At 58.5% G+C, this 12,354-nt stretch carries 13 protein-coding genes; 6 read left to right on the top strand and 7 right to left on the bottom strand.

From position 1 onward, the window contains the following. Nucleotides 1-54 precede the first annotated feature (54 nt). Together GSF67_RS10105 and GSF67_RS10100 are read left to right on the top strand one after the other, a co-directional pair. On the top strand, nucleotides 55-1,092 hold the full coding sequence (locus tag GSF67_RS10105; RefSeq protein WP_006310602.1) for an NAD-dependent epimerase/dehydratase family protein: 1,038 nt from the start codon (nucleotides 55-57) through the stop codon (nucleotides 1,090-1,092). After that, complete coding sequence (locus GSF67_RS10100) at nucleotides 1,092-1,481, top strand: DUF6220 domain-containing protein (protein WP_006310600.1); 390 nt, start codon at nucleotides 1,092-1,094, stop codon at nucleotides 1,479-1,481. Before GSF67_RS10105 ends, GSF67_RS10100 begins: the two co-directional genes overlap by 1 nt. Nucleotides 1,482-1,526: 45 nt before the next feature. On the opposite strand, the gene GSF67_RS10095 is transcribed toward GSF67_RS10100, so the two are convergent. From GSF67_RS10095 to trxB, 4 genes are all read right to left on the bottom strand, one after another. Next, on the bottom strand, nucleotides 1,527-2,639 hold the full coding sequence (locus tag GSF67_RS10095) for an alkene reductase (RefSeq protein ID WP_006310598.1): 1,113 nt from the start codon (nucleotides 2,637-2,639) through the stop codon (nucleotides 1,527-1,529). A 122-nt stretch (nucleotides 2,640-2,761) separates the two neighbouring features. Continuing rightward, a complete protein-coding gene (locus GSF67_RS10090; protein WP_006310595.1) occupies nucleotides 2,762-3,052 on the bottom strand; it encodes a helix-turn-helix transcriptional regulator in 291 nt (96 codons plus the stop codon). Between the two features lie 592 nt (nucleotides 3,053-3,644). Beyond that, nucleotides 3,645-4,541, bottom strand: a complete 897-nt coding sequence (locus GSF67_RS10085; RefSeq protein WP_035214662.1) for a LysR family transcriptional regulator VtlR — start codon at nucleotides 4,539-4,541, stop codon at nucleotides 3,645-3,647. A gap of 24 nt (nucleotides 4,542-4,565) precedes the next feature. Continuing rightward, nucleotides 4,566-5,540 (bottom strand): thioredoxin-disulfide reductase, encoded by a 975-nt coding sequence (trxB, locus tag GSF67_RS10080; protein WP_004430412.1) that lies wholly within the window; start codon nucleotides 5,538-5,540, stop codon nucleotides 4,566-4,568. Between the two features lie 254 nt (nucleotides 5,541-5,794). Here trxB and GSF67_RS10075 point away from each other — a divergent pair, with 254 nt between their 5' ends. Then, nucleotides 5,795-6,262 carry an Lrp/AsnC family transcriptional regulator gene (locus GSF67_RS10075; RefSeq protein WP_006310592.1) on the top strand — a complete coding sequence of 156 codons (468 nt, stop codon included), beginning with the start codon at nucleotides 5,795-5,797 and terminating at the stop codon, nucleotides 6,260-6,262. A 30-nt stretch (nucleotides 6,263-6,292) separates the two neighbouring features. Here GSF67_RS10075 and GSF67_RS10070 read toward each other — a convergent pair whose 3' ends face one another. Both GSF67_RS10070 and greA read right to left on the bottom strand, forming a co-directional pair. Then, nucleotides 6,293-7,348, bottom strand: a complete 1,056-nt coding sequence (locus tag GSF67_RS10070; protein WP_006310591.1) for a glycosyltransferase family 4 protein — start codon at nucleotides 7,346-7,348, stop codon at nucleotides 6,293-6,295. Between the two features lie 81 nt (nucleotides 7,349-7,429). Continuing rightward, nucleotides 7,430-7,906 (bottom strand): transcription elongation factor GreA, encoded by a 477-nt coding sequence (greA, locus tag GSF67_RS10065; protein ID WP_010972123.1) that lies wholly within the window; start codon nucleotides 7,904-7,906, stop codon nucleotides 7,430-7,432. A gap of 221 nt (nucleotides 7,907-8,127) precedes the next feature. Here greA and GSF67_RS10060 point away from each other — a divergent pair, with 221 nt between their 5' ends. The 3 genes from GSF67_RS10060 to GSF67_RS10050 all read left to right on the top strand — a co-directional run bounded on the left by GSF67_RS10060 (nucleotide 8,128) and on the right by GSF67_RS10050 (nucleotide 12,097). Next, nucleotides 8,128-9,360 (top strand): putative DNA modification/repair radical SAM protein, encoded by a 1,233-nt coding sequence (locus tag GSF67_RS10060; RefSeq protein ID WP_006310589.1) that lies wholly within the window; start codon nucleotides 8,128-8,130, stop codon nucleotides 9,358-9,360. Further along, complete coding sequence (locus tag GSF67_RS10055) at nucleotides 9,360-10,805, top strand: UdgX family uracil-DNA binding protein (protein ID WP_006310588.1); 1,446 nt, start codon at nucleotides 9,360-9,362, stop codon at nucleotides 10,803-10,805. Before GSF67_RS10060 ends, GSF67_RS10055 begins: the two co-directional genes overlap by 1 nt. 152 nt (nucleotides 10,806-10,957) lie before the next feature. Then, complete coding sequence (locus tag GSF67_RS10050) at nucleotides 10,958-12,097, top strand: GGDEF domain-containing protein (RefSeq protein WP_006310587.1); 1,140 nt, start codon at nucleotides 10,958-10,960, stop codon at nucleotides 12,095-12,097. A gap of 46 nt (nucleotides 12,098-12,143) precedes the next feature. On the opposite strand, the gene GSF67_RS10045 is transcribed toward GSF67_RS10050, so the two are convergent. After that, the gene (locus GSF67_RS10045; protein WP_010972609.1) at nucleotides 12,144-12,332 is read right to left on the bottom strand and encodes a hypothetical protein; all 189 of its coding nucleotides are present in this window, start codon (nucleotides 12,330-12,332) and stop codon (nucleotides 12,144-12,146) included. Between the last annotated feature and the right edge of the window lie 22 nt (nucleotides 12,333-12,354).

Raw genomic sequence — 12,354 nt, 5'->3', positions numbered from 1 at the left:
TTCGTATATCGCACATCACGCCGATACTCCAGTTCAGAAGAAGGAGTAACGACGATGATATATGAAAACCATGCAAATACAGCAGAGAATAATGGGCCTCTGGCCCTGGTCCTGGGCGCCAATGGCGGTGTCGGCAGCCACGTCTTGAAGATGTTGCTGCAACGCGGCTGGCAGGTGCGGGCGCTGACGCGCCAGCGTGTGGCGGCCGGTGCGTCTGATGGCATCGAGCGCGTGACCGGCGACGTGATGAACCGGCAGGATGTGATGGACGCCGCGAAAGGCGCCACGCTCATCGTCCACGCCGTCAATCCTCCCGGATATCGCGATTGGGAGAGGCAGGTGCTGCCGATGCTCGACAACACCATCGCCGCTGCCGAAGCCTGCGGAGCAAGGATCGTACTTCCGGGTACCGTCTATAATTTCGGGCCGGATGCCTTTCCGCTGCTGACGGAGGACAGCCCGCAGCAACCGTTCACCCGCAAGGGCGCGCTTCGCGTGGAGATGGAGCGGCGGCTGAAGATGGCGTCGGTGCGCGGTGTACCGGTGCTGATTGTCCGCGCCGGGGACTTTTTCGGGCCGGATGCGAAAAACAACTGGTTTTCGCAAATGCTGGTGCGGCCGGGCAAACCGGTGCGCAGCATCCAGAACCCCGCCGCACCGCATGCCGGGCATCAATGGGCCTATCTGCCTGACGTGGCCGAGACGATCGGACGGCTGCTGGATCGTTCGAGCGAACTTCCCGCCTTCGCCGTCTATCATATGGAGGGTTTTTGGGATTTTGACGGGCTGCAACTGGTCGGGGCGATCGAGCGGGCCGTTGGTCGTCCGGTCAAGATGCGGCGGATGTCTTGGTTGGCAATCAAATTGGCCGCCCCCTTCGTTCCCCTGTTCCGCGAAGTGCTGGAAATGCAATATCTCTGGCAGATGCCGCTGCGCATGAGCAACGGCAAGCTTACGGATTTCATCGGTGCGGAGCCAAAAACGCCTGTTGATATTGCGGTATCGGCGACATTGGCAAGCCTTGGCTGCATCGGAGAGGTGCGGGAGCCGGCCAGCCTTCATCGGCCGGTCGATGCCGGGGGGAGGGTGTGATGGCCACGGCAACGGGTGGATCATCTCGCCAGCGCGGTATCTTTGCCGTGGTATCGACTGTGGTGCCGGTGCTGATTTTCGCGCAGGTGCTGCTGGCCGGGCTGTCGATATATTATGACGGGTCGCTGCTTTCGCTGCACAAGGGGCTTGGCGTCTTCATCGCCCTTCCCATCATCTCACTGGTGGTCCTGGCGCTGCGTCATGATGATCTGCGACCGAACCTTGCCCGTTCTCTGGTGCTGCTTGCCCTCTATTGTCTGCAGGTGGCGTTGATGAGCATCGGCCGGGAAACCGGCAATGGTTTCCTGCAGGCGCTGCATGTACCCAACGCCTTCGTCATGGGTGCATTCTCGGATTTTGCCGCGCGGCAGGCGCGAAGCCTGCGCTGAAAGAAAAACGCCGCACAGCCAAGGGGCGGTGCGGCGTTCGGTTTATCAGCCGAGTGCCGGATAGTCGGTATAACCTTCGGCTCCGCCGCCATAGAAGGTCGGCTGGTTCGGCTCGTTCAAGTGCGCGTTGTCCTTGAGGCGGCGTACCAGATCCGGATTGGCGATGAAGGCCTTGCCGAAGGCGACGGCATCGACCTTACCGCTTTCCACCGCTTCGATGGCGCTCTCGCGGTCGTAACCATTATTGGCAATCCACAGGCCCTTGCCGCCGGCATTGCGATAGGCGCCCTTGAAGGCCGCGTAATCGAAGGGCTTGTCGCCCTGTTTGAAATCACGCGGTCCGCCCGTTGCGCCCTCCACCACATGGATGAAGGCGAGATTGCGCTTGCCGAGTTCTTCCACCACGTAATTATAAAGCGGCTGCGGATCGGCCTCGAAAATATCGTTGGCCGGGGTGACGGGGGAGAGGCGGATGCCGGTGCGGCCTGCGCCGATCTCTTCCGCAACCGCATCGACAACTTCCAGCAGGAAGCGAGCGCGGTTCTCGATCGAACCGCCGTAATCATCCGTGCGCTGGTTGGTGCTGGATTTCAGGAACTGCTCGATCAGGTAGCCGTTGGCGGCATGGATTTCGACGCCGTCGAAACCGGCCTCCAGGGCTGCGCGTGCGCCGCTACGATAATCCTCGAGGATGAGGCCGATATCGTCGATGGTGAGCGCGCGGGGCTCGGAGGTCTCGGCAAAAGCGCCGGTGCCGTCATCATTGATGATATAGGTCTTCGATTTGGCAGGAATGGCTGATGGTGCGACCGGCTGGCCGCCATGCGGCTGCAGAGAGGTGTGGGAAATGCGGCCCACATGCCAGATCTGCGCAACGATCTTGCCGCCGGCCGAGTGCACGCCGTCGGTGATCTTTTTCCAGCCCTCGATCGCTTCCTGCTTGTAGAGGCCCGGAACGTCAGCGTAACCCTGGCCCTGCTGGGAAATCGGCGTGCCTTCGGTGACGATCAGCCCGGCTGTGGCGCGCTGCTCGTAATAGGTGGCGTTGAGATTGTTGGGAATTGCCCCCGGCGAACGGTTACGGGTGAGGGGAGCCATGACGATACGGTTGGCGAGTGCGATATCGCCGGCCTGTGCCGGTTCGAAAAGACTGGTCATGCGACTTCACTTTCTGGTCGGTTGGCGAAATTGCGCGGCAGGCGCGCTGTGCTTTTCGGGTGCCGGAACGAAAACCGCTGTGGTTTCCAGTCCAGCACCCCGGGGCTCAAAGCTTGGGAGGCTCAGAGATTGGCTTGTAGATAATTGCGGAAGGCATCGATGGTTTCTTCGTTGCGTTCGAAAAACACCCATTGCCCGACCTTTTTCGACCGGATGAGGCCGGCTGCCTGCAACACCGCCAGATGCGACGAGACGGTGGATTGCGACAGGCCGCTGATCTGAAACTGGTTGGCGCACACGCCCATGCTGAGCGGATGTTCCTGACAGAAATGATTTTCAGGGCTTTTCAGCCATTCCAGAAATTTCAGCCTTGCCGGGTGTGAAAGGGCCTTGAGGACGTCCTCCGGGTTCATCTGTGCTTCTTTAATATCTGACATGACCGATATGTATATCGACCAATCTCGATATACAAGTCACGTCTCTGTGAGCATCGTGGCAAGCGGCTCCAAAAAAGAAGGCCGCTGGATTGCTCCGCGGCCTGACAAGTTTGAAGGTCAAAACCTCCAGAGGGGAACAGCTGTCGCGTGCCGTGGGCAAGCGTGACAGCTAACTAAAATATGGGAGCGGCAAGAATGCAAAACAAGGTTGCATCATGCGATATTTCGCCAATTTGGAGAAAATTCTTGCGGGTAAAAAAAGAGGGCCGCCGGATAGATCCAGGGCCCTTTAAGTGTGAAGGTCAAAAACCTCCAGAGGGGAACAGCTGATGCGGTGGAACTGGGAGGAAAAGCCACCGTGTGCATCAACTGAGAGCTATTTGGTGTTTTTTTGTGCACGAAACAACTCTTTTTTGTGCAGGTCAGGCATGCGTGCCGCGCAGCCCTCGATATTTCCGGTATATTTTATGTGCAAAGCTGAAGAAGGGCGCCTGCGCGCCCCTCTTGCTTCTGCCTTTGTAAGACTTTGAATTTTAAGGATTATCTTTCAACGTCGACTATTTTTACGTCAGAAGTTCCAGTTCCGCGCCTTGGCGACGATGAAGTCGCGGAAAGCCTTCAGCTTTGCAGCGTTTTTCATCTCGTCGGGATAGCAGAAATAGGTATCGAATGACGGAATGTCTGCGGCGAGGGACAGCTGGATGAGGCCGGGATCGCGACCGACGATATAATCAGGCAAACAGGCGATACCTATTCCCAGCAGGCAGGCCCGTTTGATCGAGGTCTGGCTGTTGATCTGCAGATGCGGAATGCGCGTGTTGTCGGACGATCGTCCGGCATTCTCCAGCCAGTTAACGTCGAGCAGATAGTTAGGCGCGGGTTCGCCAAAGGAGATGATACGGTGATTATCGAGATCTTCGACCGACTGCGGCTCGCCATGGCGATTGATGTAGGACGGTGCGGCATAGACGTGCATGTGCACCGTGAACAGCTTGCGCTGGATAAGGTCCGACTGCTGCGGCTGACGCAGGCGGATGGCGCAATCGGCATGGCGCATGTTCACGTCCAGTTCCTCGTTGTCGAGGATGAGCTGGATCGACATCTCCGGATAGAGTTGCAGGAATTCCTGCACCTTGTCCGTCAGCCAGCCCTGGCCGAGACCGACGGTCGTCGTCACGCGCAGCTTGCCGCTCGGCTTCTCCGTCGTTTCGGTCAGTTGCATCTTCACCGTTTCGAGCTTCAGCAGCACGTCATGGGCGGTGCGATACAACAACTCGCCCTGTTCGGTGAGGATCAGGCCGCGAGCATGGCGGTGAAAAAGCTTCACGCCAACATCCTGTTCCAGTGCGCTGACCTGGCGGCTGATGGCCGACTGGGACAAATGCAGCTTGTCGGCAGCATGGGTGAAAGACCCTGCTTCGGCTGCGGCATGAAAAATGCGCAGTTTATCCCAGTCCAATGGCATTGCCATGCCTATCCTGCCTTTCGGTTATTCCGCTGCAACCGCGAGCGGTTGTTGCGCGGTGAGATAACGTTCCGCTTCGAGAGCGGCCATGCAGCCCATGCCGGCGGCGGTGATCGCCTGGCGGTAAATGTCGTCGGTAACGTCGCCGGCGGCGAAAATACCTTCCACGTCGGTGGCCGTGGAATCGGGAGCAGTCCACATGTAGCCGTTATCCTTGAGCTTCACCTTGCCCTTGAACAGTTCGACCGCCGGGGCGTGGCCGATGGCGACAAAAACGCCATCGATGGGCGTGTCGCTGATCGCACCAGTCTTGGTGTCACGCAGCCTGACGCCGGAAACGGAAGGCGGCATGGGCGGTTTTGCCGGCGCGCCGGTGATTTCGGCGATTTCCGTATTCCAGAGAATCTTGACGTTTTCCTTGGCGAACAGCCGTTCCTGCAGGATTTTTTCCGAGCGGAAGCTGTCGCGGCGGTGCACGACGGTCACAGACTTGGCGATATGCGCGAGATAAAGCGCTTCCTCCACGGCGGAGTTGCCGCCGCCGACCACGATCACATCCTTGTTGCGATAGAAAAACCCATCGCAGGTGGCGCAGGCGGAAACGCCAAAGCCCTGGAAATGCTGCTCGCTCTCGATACCGAGCCATTTGGCCTTGGCGCCGGTGGCGATGATCAGCGTGTCGGCGGTCCAGACCTGACCGGAATCGGTCTTCACGACGAAAGGCCGCACATTGGTCTCAACTTCGGTCACGAGGTCGCTGACGATTTCCGCGCCCACATGGGTTGCCTGCTTCAGCATCTGGTCCATCAGCCACGGGCCCTGGATCGGATCGGCGAAGCCCGGGTAGTTTTCAACATCGGTGGTGATCATCAGCTGGCCACCCTGTTCCATGCCGGCAATCAACACGGGTTTCAGCATTGCGCGGGCCGCGTAGATCGCCGCGGTATAACCGGCGGGACCGGAGCCAATGATCAATACCTTCGTGTGGCGGGCAGACATGGAAATATTCCTTTTTTCAGCAGCGGGGCCTTTCGGCGGCAAAGCCATCCAGCCGCAAGACGGCGGATAGGCCGCAACCCCTTCGTTGCCCGGTATTTAAGGTTGTCTAGTGTCTTTATTCAAGGGCAGCCTTGCGTTACCAACAAGGCAGTTGTGGATGCGTGCGCAATTTTGTGACCGGGAGGTGGCATAATGTTGCGAATCCTGCGCCTGGTAGTACAAGGAAGTTCTCCAGCTTAACGAGGTACTTCTCCGTGACCAGCGTCGAACTCGATGCCATCGATCTGAAAATCCTGCGCGAATTGCAGCGCGACGGGCGCATGACCAACGTGGAGCTGGCCGAAAGGGTCGGAATTTCCGCGCCGCCATGCCTCAGGCGTGTCCGCAAGCTGGAAGAAGCTGACGTGATCCAGGGGTATCACGCCATGTTGAACGCGCCGAAGCTGGGTTTCGACCTCGTCGCCTTCTGCATGATCGGTCTCAAGCGCCAGTCCGACAGTAATCTGAAGGCCTTTGCGGCGGCGACGGGTGGATGGTCGCTGGTGCGGCAGGCCTGGATGGTGTCGGGCGAAAGCGATTTCCTGCTGCATTGCGTGGCGAAGAACTTGACGGAGTTTCAGGATTTCGTCATCGAGGTTCTGACGGCGGATGAGAATGTCGACACGGTGCGCACCATGCTGACCATTCGCCAGGTCAAGCGTGTCGGTCTCGTTGAAATCTGAGCCGCGGCCTTAGGTCGATTTCGGGGGATATCACCCCCGCTGTAACGCCTCATAGACTTCACCGAGGCACGTCGCTTCTTTTTCCAGCGGAAAAGTGCTGCGCACATGCGCTAGTCCAGCATTTGCATGGGCTTTGGCCAGTGCGGGATCGGCGAGATAGGTCTTTATCGCATCTCTGAGCGAGGCATAGTCACCTGCGCCGACGACCGACCCGGTTTCGCCGGTGACGATCATTTCCTCATAGGCGCCGGCATTGCTGGCGACAACGGCCGTCTCCGAGGCCATGGCTTCGAGCGGTGTTAAGCCGAAGCCTTCGTTGCGGGATGGTGCGACATAAAGCGTCAGCCGACGGTACCAGGGCTTGATGTCGTCAACTTCACCCTGAAAGATGATCCGGTCGGTAAGGCCGGCTGCGGCGACATCGGCCTTGAGCGTATCACCGAAGGCCTTGTGTTCTGCCGTTACGCGGCCGGAAACGACAGCGGTCCATTGCGGGTAGTGGGGCAGAAGCTCGATCATGGCGCGCACGAAGAGGTCGGTGCCCTTCTGATGGCGCACCCGCCCGAAACAGCCAATCAGATATTGTCCCGGCAGGCCGGTTGCCGTGATCGTGTCTTCGGGGCGCGTAGCCGGGTGGAACAGCTCGGTATCGACGCCATGCATGACGACGCGATGGGGCACTTCCAGGAACGAGCCGGAGCGGATGTTTGTCGCAACCACCGCATCCATTTTCGAAATCAGAAAGCGTGTATAGGCGGAATGCCGTCTCTGTGCGGCTGACGTGAAGAGCAGCTTCACCTTCATGCGCAGAACGTCCCGCATGAAAATGCCCGGCAGCATTTCCAGATTGCGGCGGGCATGCCAGATGCGCGGGCCGCCAGAGGGGCCGTTTTGCCAAAGCCGCCACAGGTCACGGAAGCGCACATGCGGCAGATGCGGCGGCAGGCCGGGGCCGATGGTGGCCACCTTCTGCCCCAGCCGGTTCTGCACCGGAATGAGCTGAACGATGGTTGAGGTGACGCCGGAGAGCCTGCGCTTGAAGTTCGGCGCGAGCACCTGCACATCTTTCAGACTGACGTGGGACAAGATGGGCTTCCGTCTTTACGGCCAGAGAATCGATTCGTCAGGGAGCGATGCGCCCGCTTGGGACGCATCGCATCGGGCCAATCAGCCCCACTGAACTGCGAGAATCTCGTAACCCTTGGCACCACCCGGCGCGTTGACTTCGATGCTGTCGCCGACTTCCTTGCCGATGAGGGCGCGGGCAATCGGCGAGGAGATGGAAATGCGACCGGCCTTCACATCGGCTTCCTGATCGCCGACGATCTGATAGGTCTTTTCCTCATCGCTGTCTTCATCGATGAGCTTGACGGTGGCGCCGAACTTGATCTTGGAACCGGACATCTTGGAAAGATCGATGACTTCCGCGCGCGCGGTCAGGTCTTCGAGTTCGGTGATGCGGCCTTCATTGTGGCTCTGTGCTTCCTTGGCAGCATGGTACTCGGCATTTTCCGAAAGGTCGCCATGGGCGCGCGCTTCCGCAATTGCCTCGATGATACGGGGACGCTCCTCCTGCTGGCGAAAGCGCAGCTCCTCCTGCAGCTTGACGAATCCACCCTGAGTCATCGGTACTTTTTCTACCATTTTTTTATCCTTCGTATTCCTGTCGCTTTACTTGCAGACACAAAAAGAAACAGGTTCCGGAGAGGAACTCCGGAACCATGCCAAAATCAGAACTGAGCCGACTATATCAGAAGACGATAGCGAAATGCCAGCAAATTTGAGCCGAGGATATTTTTCTAATTAATCAATGGCTTAATTTCCAATATTGACAGCCGTCAATAGAACATATAGTGAACATATCCATGAAGAAGTCGATCAGGCAAAGGCTGGCCATTCTCTCCGACGCGGCCAAGTATGACGCATCCTGCGCATCGAGCGGCACGGTGAAACGTAACTCCGCAGCATCGGGCGGATTGGGCTCCACGGAGGGGTCGGGCATCTGCCATGCCTATGCCCCGGATGGGCGTTGCATTTCGCTGCTGAAGATCCTGCTCACCAATTTCTGCATCTATGACTGCGCCTATTGCATCAACCGCTCCTCCAGCAATGTCGAGCGGGCGCGGTTCACCGCCGAGGAGGTGGTGTGGCTGACGCTGGAGTTTTACCGGCGCAACTATATCGAGGGGCTGTTCCTGTCCTCCGGCATCATCCGTTCGTCCGACCATACGATGGAAGAGATGGTGCGCGTGGCGCGGGAGTTGCGGGTCACCCATGGTTTTCGCGGTTATATCCATCTGAAATCCATTCCGGAAGCATCGCCCAAGCTCATCGAGGAGGCGGGGCTCTATGCTGATCGGCTGTCGATCAATATTGAATTACCCACCGATAGCGGTGTCAGTCGTTTCGCGCCGGAAAAGCAGCCTGCCAATATTCGCCGCTCCATGGCGGATATCCGCCTGAAGATCGAAGAGGCGGGGGAGCCGACCGTCAGGACAAAAAAGACCAGACGTTTTGCACCGGCCGGCCAGAGCACGCAGATGATCGTGGGGGCGGATGGCGCTGACGATAGCACCATTCTTTCCACCAGCGCCCGGCTCTATGGCAGTTACGGTCTGCGGCGCGTCTATTATTCCGCTTTCAGCCCCATTCCGGATTCATCGAAAAACCTGCCGCTCATCAAGCCGCCGCTGATGCGCGAGCATCGGCTTTACCAGGCGGACTGGCTTTATCGTTTTTACGGTTTCGACATCGGCGAGATAACGGCAATCGGTGGCGACGGCATGCTCGATCTCGATATCGACCCAAAGCTCGCCTGGGCGCTGAAACAGCGCGACCGGTTTCCGGTGGATGTCAACGTGGCGGATCGGGAAATGCTGCTGCGGGTGCCCGGATTCGGCACGAAGACCGTGGCCTCCATTCTGTCTTCCCGCAGGTTTCGGCGTCTGCGGCTGGAAGATCTGGCGCGTTTTGGCGTGTCGCTGAAAAAGGTCAAGGCCTTCGTCGTGGCTGACGGCTGGACGCCGGGCAAGTTGACCGAACGGCCGGACCTGCGGGCGATGTTTGCGCCGCAGCCCGAACAATTGTCGCTACTCTGATGTATGGACCGGTTCTGGAAGGGCGGGGCGAGTTCGGCGAGTGGCGAGATGCCGCACGTGCGGCCCTTGCCGCCGATGTCAGGCCTGAGATGATTGACTGGCGGCTGCGGGATGACGGAGCGGGGCTTCTCGACTTTGCGGGTGAGCCATTGCCGGTGGTTGCTGCCGGGGACGGGCAGGTTTCCGTTCCCGCCTCCTTCGTCGCACTGGCGCAGGCAATCATCTGTCACAGCGAGCCCGGCCGCTTCGCGCTGCTTTACCGGCTGTTGTGGCGGCTGAAGCGGGATCGCGCCCTGTTGCAGTTCAAGTCCGATCCTGACGTTGCCGAGGCGCGGCTGCTGGAGAAATCCGTGCGCCGCGACTGTCACAAGATGACGGCCTTCGTTCGTTTCAAGGAAGTGCCCCTGCCGCAGGGGCAGGGCGGGCGTCGGCGGTTTATTGCCTGGTTCGAGCCGGATCATTTCATCGTCGAGCGGACGGCAGCGTTTTTCCAGCGCCGGTTCACCGATATGGACTGGCTGATCGCGACGCCGAAAGGGTCTGCGCGGTGGGATGGAGATGAGCTGCGGACCTCGCGGGAGGCGGCGGTAAAACCCGATCTGACGGATGAGACGGATGAACTCTGGCGAACCTATTATGCCAATATTTTCAATCCGGCCCGCCTGAAGATCAAGGCGATGACGGCGGAAATGCCGAAAAAATACTGGAAGAACCTGCCGGAAGCGGACCTCATACCCGGTCTTGTCCTGGGGGCGGAAGCGCGGGTGCTGGAGATGGCGGCCAAGGCGGCAAGCCAGCCGCAACCCTTCCACCACCGGCTGCAGGCCGCAGCGTCTGCGCGCGAGATGCCGCAACCGGTGTCGGACGGCACGCTTCAATCGCTGGCGCGGGAGGCTGGCCAATGCACTCGCTGCGCCCTGCATTGCAAGGCGACGCAGACCGTTTTCGGGGAGGGGCCCGAAGATGCTGATATCATGATCGTCGGCGAACAGCCCGGTGATAACGAAGATCTCGCCGGCAAGCCTTTCATAGGCCCGGCGGGTCAGCTTTTTGACAGAACTCTCAGTGAGATCGGTGCCGAGCGCAAAAAGCTCTACGTCACCAATGCCGTCAAGCACTTCAAATATGAGACGCGTGGCAAGAGGCGCATCCATCAGCGGCCCAACGCGGGAGAGGTGGAGCAATGTCGCTGGTGGCTTAACCGGGAAATCGCGCTCGTGCGGCCGAAACTGATCGTGGCCATGGGCGCAACCGCGCTTTATGCGCTGACCGGCGGCAAGGAGAAGGTTACCGAAATCCGTGGGCGTCCTTTACCGATGGAGGAGGGCAGGACGCTTTTTGTCACCGTGCATCCGTCCTATCTCCTGCGCCTTGCCGATATCAGGGCGAAAGAGGCGGAAATGGCGCGCTTCCGGATGGATATGGAGATAATAAGGAAATTCTAATATATTTTTTTACGTATTAAACGTTTACTTTGAATGTGGACTATGATTCTCAATAATACTTTTTACAGGTTGTTTATCTGTAATTTTTATTGAAAATTTATCTCCATATTATAATAGGTTCTCTCAAAATTTATTTACCGTATGGGCATATTATGCTGGGTGAACTCGACCTTGCAACAGTCATACTGATGCAAAAATGTTCTTACATCGTTGGGTTGTTGAGTTTTATCTACCTGAAGATGAGTAATCGCGGTTTGCCCGGCCCCGTTCCTCTTGCGGCGGGTTTCGCGGCGATGACGGTCGGCTCTACGCTTGCCGGTTACGGCGAATGGAAGATCCTCTCGCCGGCCCTCTGGGAGCTTGGCAGCGTTTTGTTTGGTATTACCGGATATGCGCTGATCTGGCTTGGGCTGAAGACGTTGAGCGACGGACGCTTTGTCAATCGCAAAACCATCTTGTTTACCTGTCTTGTCGCCATGCTGGCGATTGGCGTTGCGCTGCAGGTGGCCGGCAACAATGCATTTCGCGCGGCGCTTTTTAATGGCTGTGCGGCTCTGGCCTATCTTGGCGGGGCGGGCGTGCTTTTTGCCGGGTGGCGGAAAGAGCCGCTTCTTTCCCGGCTGGCTCTTGGTGCGATTACAGGCGTTTCCGGTCTGATATCGCTTGCGGTGATGAAAAGCGTGCTTTTCCCAGGCTACGCCAGCATCAATCTGGTCACGGCGTTTTTCTTCATTATCATGCTCAACTTCGCCATCTCGCTCTTTGTGATGATGCTGGTAGCGGAGCGGTCCGAACGGAAATTGCTGGTTCTGGCGAATACCGATCCGCTGACAGGCGTCAAGAATCGGCGTTTCTTCTTCCAGACCATGCCCGCAGCCCCCGATCCCGCTGATGCGGCCATGTTGCTTGATATTGATCACTTCAAGTCGATCAATGACCGTTTTGGCCACGCTGTCGGCGACAGCGTGCTGCAGGAAGTGGCAAAGCGCATCGGCGGCAGCATCCGTGGCGGCGATGTGCTGGCGCGTTACGGCGGCGAGGAATTCATCATTTTCCTGCCGGGTGCCGGTGTGGACAAAGCCTGCATGATCGGCGAGCGCATTCGCGACGCGGTTGCGATAAATGAGGTCGATTGCGGCGGTCTGCGTGTCGGGGTGACCATCAGCATCGGCGTTGCCGCCACCGGCGATATGCGCTGCGATCTCCAGATGCTCGCCGAAAAGGCGGATCGGGCGCTTTACCGGGCAAAGACCGAAGGGCGCAATTGCGTTCGCGAGGCGCTGGCCGCGTAAGAAGCGGAAAAGCCTGCGCCTGTTTTCCCAAGATGGCAGCCTCTGCTCAGCCTGTCGGCTCTTTCGCTGCATCTGCAGTGGCGCGATGTCGCAAGGCCTCTTTCAGTAGAATTTCGATCTGGGCATTGATGCTGCGCAACTCGCCGCTCGCGGTCTGCCGGATCGCGTTCAATATGGCGGGTTCGATTCGAAGCGGAAATGCCACCCGCTGTGGCCCTGAAGGACGTCCGATCATGAATTAACCCTCGAATTCAGGG

Source organism: Agrobacterium sp. CGMCC 11546 (assembly GCF_013365515.1).
Classification (GTDB): Bacteria; Pseudomonadota; Alphaproteobacteria; order Rhizobiales; family Rhizobiaceae; genus Agrobacterium; species Agrobacterium fabrum.
The sequence above is the reverse complement of the archived record's forward strand: the minus strand, read 5'-3'. Positions and strand labels throughout refer to the sequence as shown.

Excerpts from the sequence above, each read along its gene's own strand:
- greA (WP_010972123.1), bottom strand. The coding sequence starts at position 7,906 with ATGGTAGAAAAAGTACCGATGACTCAGGGTGGATTCGTCAAGCTGCAG.
- GSF67_RS10100 (WP_006310600.1), top strand. The coding sequence starts at position 1,092 with ATGGCCACGGCAACGGGTGGATCATCTCGCCAGCGCGGTATCTTTGCC.
- GSF67_RS10085 (WP_035214662.1), bottom strand. The coding sequence starts at position 4,541 with ATGCCATTGGACTGGGATAAACTGCGCATTTTTCATGCCGCAGCCGAA.
- trxB (WP_004430412.1), bottom strand. The coding sequence starts at position 5,540 with ATGTCTGCCCGCCACACGAAGGTATTGATCATTGGCTCCGGTCCCGCC.
- GSF67_RS10060 (WP_006310589.1), top strand. The coding sequence starts at position 8,128 with ATGAAGAAGTCGATCAGGCAAAGGCTGGCCATTCTCTCCGACGCGGCC.
- GSF67_RS10055 (WP_006310588.1), top strand. The coding sequence starts at position 9,360 with ATGTATGGACCGGTTCTGGAAGGGCGGGGCGAGTTCGGCGAGTGGCGA.
- GSF67_RS10090 (WP_006310595.1), bottom strand. The coding sequence starts at position 3,052 with ATGAACCCGGAGGACGTCCTCAAGGCCCTTTCACACCCGGCAAGGCTG.
- GSF67_RS10050 (WP_006310587.1), top strand. The coding sequence starts at position 10,958 with ATGCTGGGTGAACTCGACCTTGCAACAGTCATACTGATGCAAAAATGT.
- GSF67_RS10095 (WP_006310598.1), bottom strand. The coding sequence starts at position 2,639 with ATGACCAGTCTTTTCGAACCGGCACAGGCCGGCGATATCGCACTCGCC.
- GSF67_RS10045 (WP_010972609.1), bottom strand. The coding sequence starts at position 12,332 with ATGATCGGACGTCCTTCAGGGCCACAGCGGGTGGCATTTCCGCTTCGA.
- GSF67_RS10105 (WP_006310602.1), top strand. The coding sequence starts at position 55 with ATGATATATGAAAACCATGCAAATACAGCAGAGAATAATGGGCCTCTG.